Source organism: Olsenella profusa (assembly GCF_016900315.1).
Classification (GTDB): Bacteria; Actinomycetota; Coriobacteriia; order Coriobacteriales; family Atopobiaceae; genus Thermophilibacter; species Thermophilibacter profusus_A.
Genome location: NZ_JACSNQ010000018.1, coordinates 1 through 19,724, shown reverse-complemented (window position 1 = coordinate 19,724; position 19,724 = coordinate 1). Strand labels below are relative to the sequence as shown.

Here is a 19,724-nt window from a genome sequence, read left to right as displayed (position 1 = left end):
CAACACCGCCGCCCGCAACGCGCCGCTCGGCGCGCCACTCGCAACGCCGCGCCGCCCCGCACCACACGAAAGCCGCCCCGCGGCCGAAGGGGCACGCGGGGCGGCTGGGAGGAACGGACGCCTTGGCAGAGGCGAGCCGGCGAGACAGCGAACCTACACCCAGAACAGCATCTCGTTGTAGGTCGGGACCGGCCAGTAGTCGGCGCCGCAGACCTTCTCCATGCCGTCGACGGCGGCACGCAGGGTCTCCATCGCGGGGATGACCACGTCGCGGTAGCTGTTGCACTGGGCCTGCGGGTCCTCGAGCGCCTGGGTCTCGGTGTTCTTGGCCTCAAGGTCGGCCGCGGCGGCGCTGATGGCGGTGATGCCGTCGGTCACCATCTTGACGAGGTCCTTCTCGGCCGGGGACTCGATGCCGATCTCGGCCTTGGTGGCCACGGCGGTGGCGAGGTCGCCGGAGAAGTCGGAGAGCGCCGGCATGTAGAGGCTGCGCGCCATGTAGACCATCGTGTTGGCCTCGATGTTGAGGAGCTTGGCGTACTGCTCGGCCTTGGAGACGTAGCGGGCGTGGAGCTCGGCCTCGTCGAGGACGTGGTACTTGCCGTAGAACTCGACGGTCTTGGGGTCCACGATCACGGGCAGCGCATCCGGCGTGCTCTTGAGGTTGGGCAGCCCGCGGCGCTCGGCCTCGGCCTCCCACTCCTCGGAGTAGCCGTTGCCCTCGAAGATCACGCGCTGGTGGTCGCGAAGGGTGTGGCGCACCCAGCGCAGCGCGACGGTGGTGAACTCCTCCTCGCTCACGCCCTCGAGCTTGGTCGCGAAGCGGTCGCACTGCTCGGCCACCGCGGTGTTGAGGACCACGTTGGGGTCGGAGAGGTTCTGCTGGCTGCCGCACATGCGGAATTCGAACTTGTTGCCGGTGAAGGCGAACGGGGAGGTGCGGTTGCGGTCCGTGTTGTCGCGCAGGACGCTCGGCAGCGCGGGGACGCCCAGGTCCATGCGCTCGGAGCCGTGGTCCTCGGGCTCCTCCTTGTTGATGAGGGCCTCGACGATGGCGTCGAGCTCGTCGCCCAGGAAGACGGAGATGATCGCGGGCGGCGCCTCGTTGGCGCCGAGACGGTGGTCGTTGCCGGCCGAGGCGACGCTCATGCGCAGCAGGTCGGCGTGCTCGTCGACGGCGGCCACAAGCGCGGCGAGGAACACCAGGAACTGCAGGTTCTCGCTCGGCTTGTCGCCCGGCTCCAAGAGGTTCTTGTCGTCGGCGCAGATGGACCAGTTGTTGTGCTTGCCGGAGCCGTTGACGTACTCGAAGGGCTTCTCGTGCTCCAGGCAGGCCAGCCCGTGGCGGGTGGCCAGCAGCTTCAGCTTCTCCATGGTGAGAAGGTTGTCGTCAACGGCGAGCGAGCCCTGCTCGAAGATCGGGGCGAGCTCGTGCTGGGACGGGGCGACCTCGTTGTGCTTGGTCTTGGCCGGCACGCCGAGCTTCCAGAGCTCGTCGTCGACCTCCTTCATGAACTCGTTGACCGTCGGGCGGATGGTGCCGAAGTAGTGTTCCTCGAGCTCCTGGCCCTTGACCGGCTCGCAGCCGAAGAGCGTGCGGCCGGTGAGCACCAGGTCCGGGCGCTTCTCGTAGTCCTCCTCCTTGATGAGGAAGTACTCCTGCTCCGGGCCGATCGTGGTGAAGACGCGCTTGGGCTCGCGGCCGAAGAGCTTGAGCACGCGCTTGGCCTGCGTCGCAAGGGCGACCTGCGAACGCAGCAGCGGGGTCTTCTTGTCAAGCGCCTCGCCGGTGTAGGAGATGAACGCGGTGGGGATGCAGAGGACCTCGTCCTTGATGAAGGCCGGGCTCGTGGGGTCCCAGGCGGTGTAGCCGCGGGCCTCGAAGGTGGCGCGCAGGCCGCCCGAGGGGAACGAGGAGGCGTCCGGCTCGCCCTGGACGAGCTCCTTGCCCGAGAAGGACATGAGGACGGTACCGTCGCTCTTGGGGGTGATGAAGCTGTCGTGCTTCTCGGAGGTGATGCCGGTCAGCGGCTGGAACCAGTGCGCGAAGTGCGTGGCGCCCTTCTCGAGCGCCCAGTCCTTCATCGCGTGCGCGACCTCGTTGGCGATGTCGAGGTCCAGGGGCTTGCCCTCGTCGATGACCTGGCGAAGCTCCTTGTACGTCGGCTTGGGGAGACGCTCCTGCATCACCTTGTCGGTGAACAGCAGGCTACCGTACTCCTCCGTGACCTTGTCCTTGCCCATGTGCGCCCTTTCTGTCGGTGCGTGCGGGATTCCGTCGACTACTGTACGTGCCCATTGTTTCATAGCCGTTGCCTTCGCGTGAAGCTCGCGCGGCAGATGCGTTGCGCGCATGCGGCGGGCGTGGCGAGAAGAACCTCGCGGGCGTGCAGTGGCGTCGTTGCGTCCGCCGCAGGCGCGTCCCGGCGTCGTTGCGCCCGCTGCGTCATCGCCGCCCGGACCACCGCGCCGTTGTGTCCGCCGCGTCATCGCCGCAGCGGCATCTCCGCCGCGCCGTTGCTGCCCGCCGCGTCATCGCCGCAGCGGCATCTCCGCCGCGCAAGAATCCGGGGGTTTGCGCGTTTGAGCGCCTGAATCGCCGGGTGTGTGCGCGACGGTGCGCACAGAGGGCCCCATTTTGGCACCGAAAACGCACACACCCGGCGATTCAGGCGCAAGGGCAGAAGGGCGCGGGGGGCAGAAGGGCGCGCGGCCCCGCTGAACCCGCCAAGCCGACGCACGACCCTGCTGAGCCCGCCACGCCGGCGCGCGGCCCCGCCGCGTCCGCCGCGACGGCGCCGGCCCCATCATAGGCGGGGAGCCCCCGGGGTTCTTGTCGTCCTTCTCGCCTACAATGGGACGACACGCAAGACGAGAGGAACCCCATGGCCGACACCGCCGCCCGCACCATCGCCGTCATCGACGGAAACTCCCTCATGCACCGCGCCTTCCACGCGATCCGCCAGCCGATGAACGCGCCGGACGGGCGCTCCACCAACGCCCTCTTCGGCTTCTTCAACATGTTCATCAAGCTCGTGGAGACCTTCCGCCCCGACGGCGTGATCTGCGCCTTCGACAAGGGCAAGCCCCGCGTGCGCATGGAGATGCTCCCCTCTTACAAGGCCCAGCGCCCGCCGATGGACCCGGCCCTGCACGAGCAGTTCCCGATGGTCAAGGACCTGCTGCGCACCCTGGACGTGCCGGTGGCCGAGCTCGAGGGCTGGGAGGGCGACGACATCCTGGGCACCCTGGCCCGCCGCGGCGAGGCGGCCGGGTACGACATGTATCTCTTCACCGGCGACCGTGACATGTACCAGCTCACCACCGACCACGTGAAGGTGGTCTCCACCAAGAAGGGCGTGAGCGAGGTCCAGGTCATGGACCCCGCGAGCGTGAAGGACCTCTACCACGGCATCACGCCCGAGCTCGTGCCGGACTTCTACGGCCTCAAGGGCGACTCCTCGGACAACATCCCGGGCGTGCCGGGCATCGGCCCCAAGAAGGCGGCCGCGCTCATCGTGCAGTACGGCAGCCTCGACGAGGTCATCGCCCACGCCGACGAGGTCAAGGGCAAGATGGGCGAGAACCTGCGCGCGCACGTGGAGGACGCGCTGGTCAGCCGCAAGGTGGCCACGATCCGCACGGACGCCCCGATAGAGCTCGACCTCGCCGACGCGCGCTTCCCCACCTTCGACCCCGCCGAGGTGGCGCGCGCCTTCTCCGCGCTCGGCTTCACCGGCATGACGAGCCGCCTGGTGCGCCTGGCCGGCGACGACGCGGTGGCGGCAGCCCGCGCGGCGCTCGGCGAGACGGGCGCGGCGGAGGCGCCGGCGGCCGTCGAGCTGCCCGAGCCGCTTGCCGGCGACGACGCGGGCGCGGCGTTTGACGCGATGGTCGCGGACGGGGCCTGGGTCGGCTGCTCCGTCGACGACGACCGTGCCGACGGCGCGCTCTTCGGCCTCTCCCACGTGCTCTGGGCCTCGGACGGCGAGAAGATCTGTCGGCTTGAGGGCGCGGCCGCCGACGCGGCGCTCGCGCGCCTCTTCCGCGAGGGGCGCCTGGCCGCCGGCGACGTCAAGGCGCTCGTCCACGTGCTCTCCCCCGCCGACTCCTCGCGCCCCGAGGCGCTCTCCGCGCGCGAGGTGGACCCGTCCCGCATCTTTGACGTGGCCGTGGCCGCCTACCTGCTCGACTCCGAGCGCGGCTCCTTCGGCGTGGCCGAGCTCGCGGAGGCCTTCCTCCCGGACGCGCTGCCCGCCCCCACCGACGTGCTGCCCGCCGCGGCCCTCGAGGCCTGGTGCGCGCACCGGCTCGTGGACGTGCTCCGCGAGCGGCTCCAGGCCGACGGTTCTTCTCGCCTGTTCGAGGAGATGGAGATGCCGCTGGTGCCGGTGCTCGCGCAGATGGAGCGCGAGGGGCTCTCGGTGGACACCTCGGTCCTGGCGGCGCAGTCGGCCGAGCTCGGCGCGGAGATCGCCGGGATGGTCGAGAAGATCCACGCCGCAGCCGGGGAGGACTTCAACATCGACTCCCCCCAGCAGCTCTCCCACGTGCTCTTTGACGTGCTGGGCCTTCCCACCTACGGGCTCAAGCGCACCAAGCGCGGCTTCTACTCCACCAACGCCAAGGTCCTCGCCGACCTGGCGGGCGAGCACGAGATCGTGGCCGAGGTGCTGGAGTACCGCGAGCGCTCCAAGATCAAGAGCACCTACCTCGACGCACTGCCGGCGCTCGTGGCCGGCGACGGGCGCATCCACACCACGCTCAACCAGACGGTCACGGCCACCGGGCGCCTCTCGAGCTCGGACCCCAACCTGCAGAACATCCCCACGCGCTCCGAGCTCGGCCACCGCGTGCGCCAGGCGTTCACCGTGCCCGAGGGCTCGGTCTTCCTGGCCTGCGACTACTCGCAGATCGAGCTGCGCCTGCTGGCCCACCTCTCCGGCGATGAGCACCTCATCGCGGCCTTCTGCGAGGGCGCGGACTTCCACCGCGCCACGGCGGCGCGCGTCTTCGGCGTGCCGGTGGACGAGGTCACGCCGCAGCTGCGCAGCCGCGCCAAGGCGGTGAACTTCGGCATCGTCTACGGGCAGCAGGCCTTTGGCCTGGCGAGCTCGCTCAAGATCCCCCGCGCCGAGGCGCAGGAGATGATCGACCGCTACTTCGAGGCCTACCCCGGCGTGCGCGCGTTCCTCGACGAGTCGGTGCGCCTCGCCCACGAGCGCGGCTACGCCGAGACCATGTACGGGCGCAAGCGCCACATCAAGGAGTTCAAGCAGAAGAACCGCCAGCTCGTGGCCTTTGGCGAGCGCACGGCGATGAACCACCCGATGCAGGGCACCGCGGCCGACATCATCAAGATCGCGATGGTGCACGTGGCGGCGCGGCTGGCCGAGGAGGGCCTGGCGACGAAGCTGGTGCTGCAGATCCACGACGAGCTGGACTTCGAGGTGCCCGAGGGGGAGATCGAGACCGTGAGCGCGCTCGTGAAAGAGACGATGGAGGGCGTGGCCGAGCTCCGCGTGCCGCTTGTGGCCGAGGTCTCCTACGGCTCCAACTGGGCGGAGGCCAAGTAGTGGCGAGCTGGGCAGAGTTTGCCGCAGGCGCCGGCCTTGACGGCGAGAAGAACGCTGGGGCCGCAGGCGGCGTCGGCGCGGGCGGGCGCATGCGCGTGCAGGCGTGGTCGGACGGCTCCTCGCGTGGCAACCCCGGCCCGGGAGGCTACGGGACGCTGCTGCGCTACACGGGCCCCGACGGCGCCACATACGAGCGCGAGCTCTCCGCGGGCTACCGCCGCACCACCAACAACCGCATGGAGCTCATGGGCGCAATCGCCGCGCTCGAGGCGCTGCGCCGCCCCTGCGTGGTGGAGATGACGACGGACTCCCAGTACGTGGTCAACGCCTTCGAGAAGAACTGGATCGGCGGGTGGCTGCGGCGCGGCTGGAAGACGGCGAGCAAGCAGCCCGTGAAGAACGTCGACCTCTGGAAGCGCCTGCTGACCGCGATGGACGGCCACGAGGTCAGCTGGAGGTGGGTCAAGGGCCACGCCGGCCACCCCGAGAACGAGCGCTGCGACGAGCTGGCCACGGCAGCCGCCGACGGAAGCGGGCTCATGGAGGACGCAGGCTTCGAGGGGTAGCGGACGGCAGGCGATGCGGGCCGGCACGGCGCTGCGGGACAACGTGAGCCGGCACGAGGCTGCAGTCTGGACGTACTTCTCGCCGGCTCCTCTAGCAAAGCGTGACTTTGAGCGAGCTTGAGCTGCTTGGCTCGCGCAAAGTCACGTTTTTGGGCTTGGAAACGTGACAATCAGCGAGCCGTGGTGCGCCGACTCGTCCAAAGTCACGCTTTTGAGCTTGGAAACGTGACAATCAGCGAGTCGGGGCGCGAAAACTCGTCCAAAGTCACGCTTTTTTCTCGGAAGCGTGACAATTAGCGAGTTGTTGAGCGCCAGCTCGCGCAAAGTCACGTTCTGGCATCCGAAAACGTGACAACTAGCAAGTTGCGGCCCTACGACTCGCGCAAAGTCACGCTTTTGGACCCGAAAACGTGACAACCAGCGAGCCGCAGCACGAAAACTCGCGTAAAGTCACGCTCCAGAGCTCGGAACGTGACGATCAGCGAGCCACCACGGCGAGAAGAACGCGGAGGCGGGCCGACCCGCGACATGCAGGCCGGCCCGCCCAAGCAAAGGGGGTCGCTCGAGAAGAGGGCACGCGCTACAGCACGTGCACGTCACTTGCGGTGAAGTTGACGAACGCCTCGTCACCCACCTCGTAGACCTTGTGGTTCTTGGGGTTGAAGTCGGTGATCTTGACGAGCGTGTCCCCGACCATCACCTGGTAGTTCTGGTAGTTGCCCATGAAGCGCGAGAGCGTCACCTTGCACGGCAGCACGCCCTCGTCGGCAAGCTTGGCGGCCTCGGGGCGCAGCACGAGCACGCAGTCGTCGCCCACCGAGAGGTGCTCGATGTCGGCCACCTCGACGGGGCACCCCTCGATCGTCGCCACGCCGGAGTGGCCGCTCTCCTTCTCGGTCAGCTTGCCGCGCAGGAAGTTGGACTCGCCGATGAAGTCGGCAACAAACTCGTCCACGGGGTGGTAGTAGACCGTGTGCGGGTCGCCGATCTGGTCCACCACACCCTTCTTCATGACGATGATGTTGTCCGAGAGCGCCATGGCCTCGGACTGGTCGTGCGTGACGTAGATGGCCGTGATGCCGGCCGCCTGCTGGATGCGCCTGATCTCGTTTCTCATGTCCACGCGCAGCTTCGCGTCAAGGTTGGAGAGCGGCTCGTCGAAGAGCAGCACGCCCGGCTCGATCACCAGGGCGCGCGCGAGCGCGACGCGCTGCTGCTGGCCTCCAGAGAGCTGGTTGGTCATGCGGTCTTCCATGCCCTCCAGCCCCACCAGGGCGAGGATGGCGTGGACCTTCTCGGCGATCTGCTCCTTGGGCATCTTGCGCAGCTTGAGGCCGTAGGCCACATTGTCGAAGATGTTGTAGTGGGGCAGCAGCGCGTAGCTCTGGAAGACCATCGCCGTGTCGCGCTTGTTGGGCGTGAGGGCGTTGATGGGCTCGCCGCCGAGGTAGATCTCGCCCTCGTCGGGGCTCTCGAATCCGGCGATCATGCGCAGGATCGTGGTCTTCCCGCAGCCGGAGGGGCCGAGCAGCGTGACGAACTCGCCCGGGGCGATGTCAATGTTAGCGTCATGAACCGCGTAGAAGTCCTTCTTGGTCTTGGGGTCCTGGTAGATCTTGGAGACGTGCTCGAGGCGCACGCCCTTCTTCTCCTTAGCCATGCTCTAGGCCTCCTCGGTGTACTTGCTGGTCCCAAAGTGCTTGATGACAAGGTTCATGAGCAGAACCGAGCCGTAGGTGATCGCGATCAAGATCGTGGCGAACGCGCACGCGATGCCGTAGGAGCCCTTCTCGGCGAACTCGTTGATCTGAACGGTGATGAGGAAGAACTGAGGCGTCACGAGCAGGATGATTGCCGAGATGGCCGTGATGGAGCGCACGAACGCGGTCACGAGGCCGGAGAGGAACGAGTCCTTGATGAGCGGCAGCGTCACCGTGCGGAAGACCGTGAAGCTGTCCGCGCCCATGTCGTAGGCGCTCTCCTCGATGGACTTGTCGATCTGACGCAGGGCCGAGATGCCCGAGCGCGTGCCCGTGGGCAGGGAGCGCACGATGAAGACGATGACCAGGATGGCAGCCGAGCCGTAGAGCCCCTGGAGGAACCCGGTGCGGAAGACGCCCGCGGAGAAGCCGCGGATGAAGCCGACGCCGAGCACCGTGCCAGGGACCGCCATGGCGAGCATCGAGACGAACTCGATGAAGCCCTTGGTGCGGAAGTTTCGCTTGACCACGAGGTAGGAGATGATCATCGAGAGCAGGGCCGTGAGTGGCGCGGCTATGAGCGAGAGCACGAAGGAGTCGCGGAACGCCTCAAGGCCGTGGTAGCGCTCGAAGACCTGGATGAACCACTTGGGCGTGAGCGTGAAGTCGTAGCCCCAGGTCTTGAAGAGGGCGCCGAAGGGCACGCACGCGTACATGACGACCACGAAGACGGCGATGATGGCGCACAGGATGGTGAGCGGCAGCGTCACGGAGCGGTCCGTGATGAGCATGCGCGCCCGCGAGGCCTTGCCGGTGAGCGTGGCCGTGCTCTTCGCCTCGAGGACGTACTTCTGCACGATAAACATGAGCAGCGTGATGCACAGCAGCACCACCGCCATCGCAGCGGCGCCCTCCTTGTCATAGGCCCCGGTTATCTGCAGGTAGATAGTAGTGGCAAGCGTGTCGTACGAACCGCCGATGATCATGGGGTTAGCAAAGTCGGCGATCGACTCGATGAAGGTGACGAGAAACGCATTGCCCAGGCCGGGAAGGATGAGGGGGAGCGTGACGCTCGTGAAGACCTTCCAGCGGCCGGCGCCCATGTCGCGCGCCGCCTCCTCGAGGGAGGGGTCGATGTTCTTGAGCAGGCCGCGCAGCATCATGTAGCACACGGGGAAGAACGTCAGCGTCTGGACGACGAAGATGCCCCAGAAGCCGTAGACCGAGTTATCGTAGATGCCGAGCAGGTAGCGCGTGATGATGCCGGACTTTCCGAAGAGCATGATCACGGACAGGGACAGCACGAACGGTGGGGAGACCACGGGCAGCATCGAGACGACCTTGAAGAGGCCCGAGAGGAACCTCGTGCGCAGCTTCACGTACACCTCGACGTAGGCGAACAGCAGCCCCACGAGCGCCGAGGCCACGCTCACCAGCAGGCCGACCGCGAGCGTGTTGGTGATCGCCGTGGTGAAGGTCTGCATCTGAAAGATGCGCTCGAAGACCTCAAGGCTCGGGCCGCGCTCCGTGATGAAGCTGTCGACGAGCAGTATCGCGAGCGGGTACAGGATGAACAGCGTGAGAAACGCGATGAGCACCACGATCGTGGTCATCATGATGGGGTCGGCAAGGAGCTTCTTACGATCGAGCTCCGCGCTCTGTGATCGGGCCATTGTCACTCTCCCTCACTGGCTCTGGGACGTGCGAGCGCCGGGCGGATGTGGGAATGCATCCGCCCGGCGCAGTCGTGCCTTGGCGAGAAACGCGATGCGGGCACGGGGACGTCAGGCTATGCGTCCTCGGTCTCGAAGCGGTCGTCCCCGCCGCCCAGGGCCTCCATGACCTCGGCGACGTAGGTGTCGGTGTTGTTCTTGGCGTCCTCGAAGTCATAGTCCATGACGTTGTTCGGGTCCAGGCCGAACTCCGTGGCGATCTCGGGCTGCTGGGCGTTGTCGATCACGAGGAACTGGTAGGAGCCGTTCTGCGCGGCGAGCTCGACGCACTCGGGAGAGAGGGCGTACTCGATCCAGAGCTTGGCGGCGTTGGGGTGCTTGGCGCCCTTGAAGATGGCCGTGGCGCCGACCTCGCAGGAGGTGCCGGAGGACGGCACGACGAGCTCGATGTTGCCGTAGCCCTGGTCAACTATCTGGAAGATGCCGTCGTGAAGGAAGCCCAGGCCGATCGTGCACTCGCCGGTTCCGATGTTCTTGGACGGGCCGGAGCCGGACTTGGTGTATACCTCGACGTTCTTGTCGAGGTCCACGAGGTACTGGATGCCCTCGTCATGGCCGTACTTCTGGATCATCGTGTTGATGATGAGCTTGGCGGTGCCGGCGGTGTTGTAGTTGGACGACCAGATGAGGCCCTCGTACTGCGGGTCGGTGAGGTCGGCGAAGTCCTCGGGGGGCTTCACGCCCAGGCGCTCGACCTCGTCCTTGTTGTACATGATGCCGAGCAGTCCGGTGTAGATGCCGTACCAGTTGCCGTCGGCGTCCTGGTACTTGGGGTCGGTAATGTGAGAGGCGTTCGCGGCGGCGTAGGGCTCGAGCAGGCCCTCCCTGGTGACGACGTTGTAGGGGTCGGTCGTCCCGCCGAACCAGACGTCGCCGGAGGGGTTGCCGTTCTCCTCCTCGATCTTGGCCTGGACCTCGCCGGTGGACAGGCGCTGCTGCTCGACCTTGATGCCGTAGAGCTCCTCGAAGTGCTTGCAGGCGGCGGCGAGGTAGTCCTCCTCGCAGGAGCCGTAGACGACGAGCGTGCCCTCCTCCTGCGCGGCCTTGACGAGGTCCTCGGACGCGCCGACGCGGTTGTCGGTGGCGGTGGCGGCGGAGCTGTCGCCGTTGGAGTCCGTGTCACCGCTGCACGCGACGAGCCCGAGGCCAGCCACGGCGGCCGCAGAGGCGGCGATGAAGTTCCTGCGAGAGATGCTCGACATAGGTGTCCCCTTCCCTTTTCTCCTCTCCCCCAAGGCGCAGGGGAGCTCCTTTACATCCTTTTAACGTTTCTTACGAAGGTTTTACAGAGCGTTTCGCCGAGTGGTCGAGGGGCGTCGGAAACGCGTGGTAAGGAGGGGTGTGAGATTTGCCGTTCAGGGGTGTGGGGGTTACAGCTCAACGTGCGGGGACCGGCGCCGGGGACGCGAGGACGGCCGTTCGGGGGCGAGTGCCGCCACGGGAAGGGCGAGAAGGACGACGCGCCGGGACACGGCGCCGGGGTACGGCGCCAAGCTCCTCGTCCCGGGCCGCCGACCGCCTCGTAGCAGGCGTTGCGCTACCCTAGAGGGGTCGTCGAGAGAGGAGAGCCATGCCGGCGCTCATTACCCACCACATCTTCGGTGAGGACCTCGCCCAGGACCTCCCCGCGGGCCTGCTCGGGGGCGAGGAGGAGCTTCTCGCCTTCCTCCTGGCCAACCAGGGGCCCGACCCGTTCTTCGCGCGCTTCTCGACGCTGCCCTCCCGCGCCCGGACCTGCCACCGGTTCGCCGAGCAGATGCAGGCCTCCCGCGCCACGCGCGCCTTCCTGGCCCTTCGCGATGGAGTGAGCCACCTGCCCGTCACCGACGAGCGCGTGGGCCGCGCGTTTGCCCTGGGCCTGCTCGGCCACTACGTGCTCGACCGCGCGACGCACCCCTTTGTGATAGCGCAGCAGCGCGCCCTCGCGGGCGCCGACCCGAGCCTGGCACCGGCCGAGCGGGAGGTGCACGCGCTCATCGAGTCAGACGTTGACACGTGGATCTTGTGGGAGAAGCGGCACGCCACCGTGCTGGAGAGGCCCGCCGCAACCAACCTCATGCGCACCGCACGCATAGAGCGGGTGGGCGGGGCGCTCTTCTCGCAGGTGGGCCTCTCGGTCTACGGGACCGCCCTGGGCGCAGGCGAGTACGGCGCCGCCGTGCGCGACTACGAGCGCCTCTGCAAGCTGATCGAGCCGGCGGGGTGCCGGCGTGCGCGGGTGGTGGGAACCGCCGAGCGGCTCGCGCGCGGGCGCTCGCTCGCCGAGGCGGCAAACCACTACGTACGTCGTACGGAGGAGTGCGCGGCGGCCAACCTGGAGCGCCGCGCGTGGACGCACCCCTTCACCGGCGAGGTGCGCCACGACAGTTTCGCAGACCTCTTTGACGAGGCGCGACTCGCCTACCCGAGGATTGCCGAGGCCTTTGTGCGCGGGCGGCGCGACGAGCTGAGCGAGCTCGTCGCCGGCCTCAGCTACGAGGGCCGCCCGGGCACCGACGACTAGGGCGACGTCCGCCTAGACCCAGAGCAGCTGGGGCGACTCGGAGCCGTCGTCCTTCTCGCCATCGTCGGGACGCTCAGAGGGGTCGTCGGGGTCTCCCCAGGCCGAGGACTCCTCGAGCCAGGGGCGGCGGGACTCCCCGGCCGGCTCGAAGGGGACCTCACGGCCGTCGACCATCCAGACGATGCCACTCTCGTCGCCGTCCATGGCTAGAGCCCCAGCTCGTCAGCCACCTCGGACGCGCAGGACAGGGCGTCCGCGATGGCGTTGACCACGAGGGACGAGCCGTTGCGCGCGTCCCCGGCGGCAAAGACGCGCCCCTCGGCGGACACGCGGTGCGAGCCCGGCGCCGCCGCCTGCGGCAGCCCGCGCTCGCCCACGGCCACGCCGAGCGCGTCGAGCACCCCGCGCTCCGGGCCCGTGAACCCGCAGGCGATGAGCACCAGCTGCGCGGCCATCTCGCGGTCCGAGCCCTCCACGGCCTCGGGACGGCCCGAGGCCCAGTCGAGGTCCACCACGCGGATGCCGCGCACGGCGCCCGCCTCGTCAAAGAGGACCTCGCGGGTGTCCACGCCCCACTCGCGGCACTCGCCGCCCATGAGGTCGATGGCCTCGGCCTGGCCGTAGTCGGTCTTGCAGACGCTCGGCCACTCCGGCCAGCGCACCGCGCCGGGGGCGTCTGGGTCGGCCGGGCGCGGCATGAACTCGATCTGGCGCACCGAGAGGGCGCCCTGGCGCACCGCGGTGCCCATGCAGTCGTTGCCGGTGTCGCCGCCGCCGATGACCACCACGTCGCGCCCGGCCGCGCTCACGGACGGCTCGCCGCCGTCGAGCAGCGCGCGCGTGGACGCCGTGAGGTAGTCGACCGCGTAGACCACGCCGCCGGCCGCGATTCCCTCGCCGAAGCCCTCGGCGGCAAGGCCGCGCGGCGAGCGGGCGCCCGCGGCGACCACCACGGCGTCGAAGTCCGCACGCAGCCCCGCCGCGACCGCGGCGTCGGCGGCGTTCGTGCCCAGGCGGAACTCGATCCCGAGCTCCTCCATGAGCGCCACGCGGCGCGTGACCACGTCCTTCTCGAGCTTCATGTTGGGGATGCCGTACATGAGCAGGCCGCCCGCGCGGTCGGCGCGCTCCACCACGCTCACGCGGGCGCCGCGGCGTGCGAGCTCCCAGGCGCAGGCGAGCCCGGCCGGGCCGGAGCCCACCACGGCCACGCGCGGGGCGCCCTCGGCGGCAGGCTCGAAGCGGCGCGGCCCGCCGTGGGCCCACTCCCAGTCGGAGATCGCGCGCTCGTTGTCGTGGATGGTCTCGGGCTCGTCGTCGCGCCCGAGGTTGCAGGCTGCCTCGCACAGCGCCGGGCACACGCGGCTCGTGAACTCCGGCAGCGGCGAGGTCAGCGCCAGGCGGTCGGCCGCCTCGCGCCAGAGGCCGCGGTAGACGAGGTCATTCCACTCGGGGATGAGGTTGTGCAGCGGGCAGCCGCTCGGGCGGGCCTTGCCGAAGCCGAAGCCCGCCTGGCAGAAGGCCACGCCGCACATCATGCAGCGGCTCGCCTGCTCGCGCTGGAGCTCCGGCGTGAGCTGCTCGTAGAGCTCGGCGTAGTCGCGCGTGCGCTCCCCCACCGCACGCAGCTCGTGGGCGTGGCGGCCCACCGTGAGAAACGCTCCGGGCTTGCCCATGGTTATGCCTCCCTCATGGCGTCGAAGGCGGACTGAAGGGCCTCGGCGTGGCTGCGGCCTTCCGCCTCGGCGCGCGCGACGTGCTCGAGCACGCGCTCGTAGTCGCGCGGCACCACCTTCACGAAGTGCCTCCGGATGGTCTTGAACTGGTAGAGCATCTTGATGCCGCGCGGGCTCTGGGTGCGCCGCACGTGCTCCTCGATGAGGTCGTGGATCTCGGCAAGCTCCGCCTCGCTCGGCTTCGTCAGGTCGACGAGCTCGGTGTTGCAGCGGCTCGCGAGCGTGCCGAAGGCGTCGTAGACGAAGGCCACGCCGCCGGACATGCCGGCCGCGAAGTTCGGCCCGACCTCGCCGAGCACGAGCACGCGTCCGCCGGTCATGTACTCGCAGCCGTGGTTGCCCACGCCCTCGACGACCACGGTGGCGCCGGAGTTGCGCACGCAGAAGCGCTGGCCCGCGAGGCCGTTCACAAAGCCGCGACCGCTCGTGGCGCCGTAGAAGGCGACGTTGCCCACAATCACGTTCTCGTCGAACTTGTAGGTCGCCCCCTCGGGCGGGCGCACGGAGAGCACGCCGCCGGAGAGCCCCTTGCCGAAGTAGTCGTTGGCGTCGCCGGCGATGTTGAGCGTGATGCCGGCCGGCAGGAACGCGCCGAAGCTCTGGCCGCCGGAGCCGTCGCAGTCGACGGTAATCGAGCCCTCGGGCAGGCCCGCGGGGTGTGCCTTGGTCACGCAGCTGCCCAGCAGCGTGCCCACGCAGCGGTTGACGTTGTCGATGTCGGCGTGGAAGCGGATCGGCTCGAGGTGCGCGCGGGCCTGCTCGGTGTAGGGCACGAAGAGCGTGGCGTCGAGCGTCTTGCCCAGCTCCAGGTCGGGGCCCATCTCGGGCAGGAAGTGGCGCCCATCGGCCCCGGGGATGGCGCGGCCGTACTCGCACGTCGCGGGGGCGAGAAGGTCGGAGAGGTCCATGCGGTTGGCCTTCCAGTTCTTCTCGCCGGCCACCGGCACCTGGCGCAGGCAGTCGGCACGGCCGACCATCTCGTCGACGGTGCGGAAGCCGAGGGAGGCCATGATCTCGCGTAGCTCCTCGGCCACGAAGGTCATGTAGTTGACCACGTGCTCGGGCTTGCCGGAGAAGCGCCCGCGCAGCGTGCAGTTCTGCGTGGCAATGCCGGCCGGGCAGGTGTCGCGCTGGCAGTCGCGCTGCATGAGGCAGCCGCAGGCGATGAGCGGCATCGTAGCGAAGCCGAACTCCTCGGCGCCGAGCAGCGCCGCGATGGCCACGTCGCGCCCGCTCATGAGCTTGCCGTCGGTCTCCACGACCACGCGGGAGCGCAGGCCGTTTCTCAGCAGCGTCTGCTGCGTCTCGGCCAGGCCGATCTCGAACGGGATGCCGGCGTGGTAGATGGAGTCGCGCGGGGCGGCGCCGGTGCCGCCGTTATGGCCGGAGATGAGGATCTTGTCGGCCCCGCCCTTGGCCACGCCCGTGGCGATGGTGCCCACGCCCGCGAGCGCACAGAGCTTCACGGAGATGCGGGCGCCGGGGTTGGCGTTCTTGAGGTCGAAGATGAGCTCGGCGAGGTCCTCGATCGAGTAGATGTCGTGGTGGGGCGGCGGCGAGATGAGCCCGACGCCGGGCGTGGACTGGCGCACCTCCGCGATCCACGGGTAGACCTTCTTGCCGGGCAGGTGCCCGCCCTCGCCGGGCTTGGCGCCCTGGGCCATCTTGATCTGGATCTCGATGGCCGAGCACAGGTAGCGGCTCGTCACGCCGAAGCGGCCGGAGGCCACCTGCTTGATGGCCGAGCACTTGGAGTCGCCGTTGGGAAGCGTCACCTCGCGGGCGGGGTCCTCGCCGCCCTCGCCGGTGTTGGAGCGGCCGTGCAGGCGGTTCATCGCGATGGCGAGGCACTCGTGCTGCTCGCGGCTGATGGAGCCGTAGCTCATGGCGCCAGTGTTGAAGCGGCGCACGATCTCGGAGGCGGGCTCCACCTCATCGAGCGGCACGGCCGGCCCGGCCGGCGAGAAGTCCATAAGGTCGCGCAGGGTGACGGCGCGGCCGGGCCGGTGGACCCAGGCGCTGTACTCCTTGAAGAGCTCGTAGTCGCCCTCACGGCAGGCGCGCTGCAGCAGGTAGATGGTCTTGGGGTCGATGAGGTGCTCCTCGCCGCCCTGCGGGCGCCACTTGGTGAGGCCGAGCGTGGGCAGCTGCGTGGGCGAGGGGCTCTTGGCCAGGGCGCGCGCCTCGTCAAAGCGGGCGTCGAGCTCGCGCTGGACGTCGTCGATCGTGAGGCCGCCCACGCGCGTGGCCGTGAACGTGAAGTACTTGTCGACGAGCTCCTCGGAGAGGCCGAGGATCTCGAAGATCTGCGCGGAGTGGTAGCCCTGCATCGTGGAGATGCCCATCTTGGACATGATGGAAACGATGCCGTTCGTGACCGCGCGGTCGTAGTTGGCGATGGCCTGCTCGGGCGTGAGGTCGAGCTCGCCGCGCGCGCAGAGGTCCGCGATGCACTCGTGGGCCATGTAGGGGTAGATGCCGCTCGCCGAGTAGCCCACCAGGCACGCGAAGTCGTGCGCGGAGAAGGCGTCGCCGGTCTCCACCACCAGGTCGGCACTCGTGCGCAGGCCGCAGCGGATGAGGTGGTTGTGGACGCAGCCGAGGGCCAGAAGCGACGGGACGGACTCCTCGCCGGCGCCGGCGCGGTCGGAGATCACCACGATGTTGGCGCCGCCGGCCACCGCGCGCTCGGCCGCCGCGGCCAGCTCGTCGAGGGCGTGCTCGAGCGCGTGCTCGCCGCCCGCCGGGTAGGCCGCGCGCACCCGCGCCGCCTTGAAGCCCACGCGGTCGATCGCGCAGATGCGCCGGAAGTCGGCCTCGGAGAGCATCGGCCCCTGGAGGCGCACCAGGCGGCAGGAGTCGCGGCAGTCCTCCAGGAGGTTGCCGTGGTTGCCGAGGTAGAGCACCGAGCTCGTGACGATGCTCTCGCGCAGCGCGTCGATCGGCGGGTTGGTCACCTGGGCGAAGAGCTGGTTGAAGTAGTCGAAGAACGAGCGGGTCTTGGTGGACAGGCACGCCAGCGGCGCGTCGACGCCCATCGAGGCCAGGGGCACGCCGCCCTTCTCGGCCATCGGGCGCACGACCTCGTCGACGTCGTCGTAATGGTAGCCGAGCTTGGCCATGCGGGTCACGAGCGGCAGGTCGGCGTCGGGCTCGGGCTCGGCGTCGGTGGCGGCGGGGTCCGCGAGGTCGGCCAGGTCGATGGTCTCCTCGCCGAGCCAGTCCCGGTAGGGCTTCTCGCCGGCGAAGCGGTCGCGGATCTCGTCGTTCCACAGGACGCGCCCTTGGTCGGGGTCGACCTCGAGCATCTCGCCGGGGCCGAGGCAGCCCGTGCGCAGGATGTTGGCGGGGTCCACGTCGATGGTGCCCACCTCGGAGGAGAGGATGATGCGGTCGTCGCGCGTGACGTAGTAGCGGGCGGGGCGCAGGCCGTTGCGGTCCAGCGCGGCGCCCACGCGGCGGCCGTCGGTGAAGACGATGGCGGCCGGGCCGTCCCAGGGCTCCATGAGCATGGACTGGTAGGCGTCGTAGGCGCGGCGCTTCTCGCTGAGTGCGGGGTTGTGGTCCCAGGGCTCCGGCATCATCAGGGTGACGGCGCGGTCGATGGGGCGGCCGTTCATGTAGAGGAACTCGAGCACGTTGTCCAGGATCGCGGAGTCCGAGCCCTCGCGGTTGATGATCGGCATGACCTGCTCGAGCTGTTTGCCAAGGACCGGCGAGTAGAGCCGGGGCTCGCGCGCGCGGATCCAGGAGACGTTGCCGCGCAGCGTGTTGATCTCGCCGTTGTGGATGATGTAGCGGTTGGGGTGCGCGCGCTCCCAGCTGGGGGTGGTGTTGGTGGAGTAGCGCGAGTGCACCAGGGCGAGCGCGGTCTCCACGGCCGCGTCGTTGAGGTCCAGGTAGAAGCGGCGCATCTGCGTGGCCACGAGCATGCCCTTGTAGACGATCGTGCGGCTAGACATGGAGCACACGTAGAAGATCTTGCCCGCGAGCGCTGGGTTTTTGTCCGCGGCGCGCTCGATGGTGCGGCGGCAGACGTAGAGGCGGCGCTCGAAGTCCATGCCGGCCGCCACGTCCTCCGGGCGACGGAGGAACGCCTGGTAGATGGTCGGCATGCAGGCCTGCGCCGTAGAGCCGAGGTCGTGCGGGTCAACGGGCACCTCGCGCCAGAACATCAGCGGCACGCCGGTCTGCGCGCAGCCCTCCTCGAAGACGCGCTTGGCCGCGGCCACGCCCGCCGGGTCATCGTGCGGGAAGAAGAGCATGGCCACGCCGTAGTCGCCCTCGTCGGGCAGCAGGTGGCCCTCCTTCTGCGCCTCCTTGCGGAAGAAGCGGTGCGGCACCTGGAAGAGCACGCCTGCGCCGTCGCCGGTGTTGCGCTCGAGGCCCTTGCCGCCGCGGTGCTCGAGGTTCACGAGGACCGACAGCGCGTCGTCGAGCGTCTGGTGGCTGCGCTGGCCCTTGAGGTGCGCGATGGCGCCGATGCCGCAGGCGTCGTGCTCGTAGGAGCTCCGGTAGAGGCCGGGCGCGCGGTGGGCGGCGGTGCCGGCGGCCTGGGTGGCCGCGGTGGCCTGGGTGTCGGTTGTTTGCATGGGTCTCCCCTCTTTTGTCCTCAAGGCGAGTCTAGGGCGCGCCGGGGGCGGACTCCCAAAGCGAGACGAAGTTGCTACGCGTTCGCTACGTGAACGTTTCCGGTCGTTCATGAACGTGACGCGCACCTGAAATGACGTCGAAATGTTCACACCAACCACGGCGAGAAGAACCTCTCGTCTCCGCCGGGCCGCCCTAGAGGCCCGCCGGCGGCACGGGCCGGGAGTCGTCGGGCGCGCACGAGTCTGACCCGTCGTCCTCGCACGCGTCCCAGCCGGGCTCGAGGGGCCCGCGCGCGGGAAGCGCCGCGCCCTCGAGCAGACGCCAGCCCCGGACGGCGCAGGGCGCGTAGAGCGCCACCGCAAGGAGGTAGGCCACCACGAGCGCCAGGCCCAGGGCCACGGAGAGCGCGTCGCCGCCCGACACGACGTAGCTGCCCAGCGCCTCCTCGCCGCCGCCCAGGACCGCGAGCGGCGCCATGAGCATGAAGTCCGTCAGGGCGTGGAGGGCCGCCACGCCCCAGATGCTGCGCGTGCGCACGTAGACCGCCGCGAAGACGAGGCCGATGCTGCCGGCCTGGACGGTCTTGAGCAGCATCTGCGCAAGGGTCAGCGGGTCGGTGGCACCTGCTGCCGACCCCACGTGCGCCATCCCAAAGACGACCGACGAGACCAGTGCCGAGACGAGCAGCCCGTTTCTGGTACCCCCGAACCGGGAGAGCAGGCCGCCAAGAAGGACGCCACGGAAGAGCACCTCCTCGAAGACGCCCACGAAGGCGCAGAGGGCGGCCACGCCGAGCAGGTCGGCAAGCCAGGCGGGCTGAATCTCAAGCCCCGCGGCCGCGGACGCGGACGCCGGCCCGGCGAGCAGCTGCAGGACCCCCGTCAGCTCCAAGGCGAGCAGCGACGCCGCCACGGCGACCGGGTAGGCGCCCAGCCGCAGGGACGAGCGCAGGCCGGCCGAGGTGGGCGCAAGAGTGCGTCCCCCGCCAAGGAGCGCCATGAAGGCGCAGACGAGCGCCGAGAGCAGCACGCGCTGGAGCGCCTGGTCAAGGTAGAACGGCAGGGCGGGAAAGCTCGGCACCACGCCGAGCGCCACGAGCCCCGCCACGAAGAGCGCGAGCGAGCAGCCGAGCCTGTGCCGTGCGACGAACCCCATGAGGACCTCCCGTCTTTCTTCGGAGGATACCCAATCGCAGGTCCTTCTCGCCGGGCGGACGGGTGTCGCGCCCTGCGGCAAGCCCTTCTCGCCGGGCGGGCGGACGGCGGGAGCCGGGCGACGCCTTGGGCGAGAAGACCGTCGACAGGCCCCTACCCGCCC

General features: G+C 69.1%; 11 protein-coding genes. 3 read left to right on the top strand and 8 right to left on the bottom strand.

From position 1 onward, the window contains the following. Positions 1-153: 153 nt before the first annotated feature. A complete protein-coding gene (locus tag H9X80_RS07645) occupies positions 154-2,244 on the bottom strand; it encodes a glutamine synthetase III (RefSeq protein WP_204793751.1) in 2,091 nt (696 codons plus the stop codon). A gap of 641 nt (positions 2,245-2,885) precedes the next feature. Between H9X80_RS07645 and polA the strand changes: the two genes are divergently transcribed. Then, positions 2,886-5,576 carry a DNA polymerase I gene (gene polA, locus H9X80_RS07640; RefSeq protein WP_204793750.1) on the top strand — a complete coding sequence of 897 codons (2,691 nt, stop codon included), beginning with the start codon at positions 2,886-2,888 and terminating at the stop codon, positions 5,574-5,576. A gap of 89 nt (positions 5,577-5,665) precedes the next feature. After that, the gene (rnhA, locus tag H9X80_RS07635; protein WP_204793767.1) at positions 5,666-6,142 is read left to right on the top strand and encodes a ribonuclease HI; all 477 of its coding nucleotides are present in this window, start codon (positions 5,666-5,668) and stop codon (positions 6,140-6,142) included. Between the two features lie 580 nt (positions 6,143-6,722). On the opposite strand, the gene H9X80_RS07630 is transcribed toward rnhA, so the two are convergent. From H9X80_RS07630 to H9X80_RS07620, 3 genes are all read right to left on the bottom strand, one after another. Continuing rightward, positions 6,723-7,802 (bottom strand): ABC transporter ATP-binding protein, encoded by a 1,080-nt coding sequence (locus H9X80_RS07630; RefSeq protein ID WP_204793749.1) that lies wholly within the window; start codon positions 7,800-7,802, stop codon positions 6,723-6,725. A 3-nt stretch (positions 7,803-7,805) separates the two neighbouring features. Beyond that, positions 7,806-9,515, bottom strand: a complete 1,710-nt coding sequence (locus H9X80_RS07625; RefSeq protein WP_087351156.1) for an ABC transporter permease — start codon at positions 9,513-9,515, stop codon at positions 7,806-7,808. Between the two features lie 116 nt (positions 9,516-9,631). Continuing rightward, entirely contained in the window at positions 9,632-10,777 is a 1,146-nt protein-coding gene (locus tag H9X80_RS07620; RefSeq protein ID WP_204793748.1) for an ABC transporter substrate-binding protein, read from the bottom strand. Between the two features lie 368 nt (positions 10,778-11,145). Here H9X80_RS07620 and H9X80_RS07615 point away from each other — a divergent pair, with 368 nt between their 5' ends. Beyond that, a complete protein-coding gene (locus tag H9X80_RS07615; protein ID WP_204793747.1) occupies positions 11,146-12,078 on the top strand; it encodes a zinc dependent phospholipase C family protein in 933 nt (310 codons plus the stop codon). Between the two features lie 12 nt (positions 12,079-12,090). On the opposite strand, the gene H9X80_RS07610 is transcribed toward H9X80_RS07615, so the two are convergent. The 4 genes from H9X80_RS07610 to H9X80_RS07595 all read right to left on the bottom strand — a co-directional run bounded on the left by H9X80_RS07610 (position 12,091) and on the right by H9X80_RS07595 (position 19,562). Continuing rightward, the gene (locus H9X80_RS07610) at positions 12,091-12,282 is read right to left on the bottom strand and encodes a hypothetical protein (protein ID WP_204793746.1); all 192 of its coding nucleotides are present in this window, start codon (positions 12,280-12,282) and stop codon (positions 12,091-12,093) included. Between the two features lie 2 nt (positions 12,283-12,284). Next, positions 12,285-13,754, bottom strand: coding sequence for a glutamate synthase subunit beta (locus H9X80_RS07605; protein WP_204793745.1), 1,470 nt, complete (start codon positions 13,752-13,754; stop codon positions 12,285-12,287). Between the two features lie 2 nt (positions 13,755-13,756). Then, positions 13,757-18,406 carry a glutamate synthase large subunit gene (gene gltB, locus H9X80_RS07600; protein WP_204793744.1) on the bottom strand — a complete coding sequence of 1,550 codons (4,650 nt, stop codon included), beginning with the start codon at positions 18,404-18,406 and terminating at the stop codon, positions 13,757-13,759. A gap of 193 nt (positions 18,407-18,599) precedes the next feature. Beyond that, positions 18,600-19,562, bottom strand: coding sequence for a CPBP family intramembrane glutamic endopeptidase (locus H9X80_RS07595; protein WP_204793743.1), 963 nt, complete (start codon positions 19,560-19,562; stop codon positions 18,600-18,602). Positions 19,563-19,724: the final 162 nt, after the last annotated feature.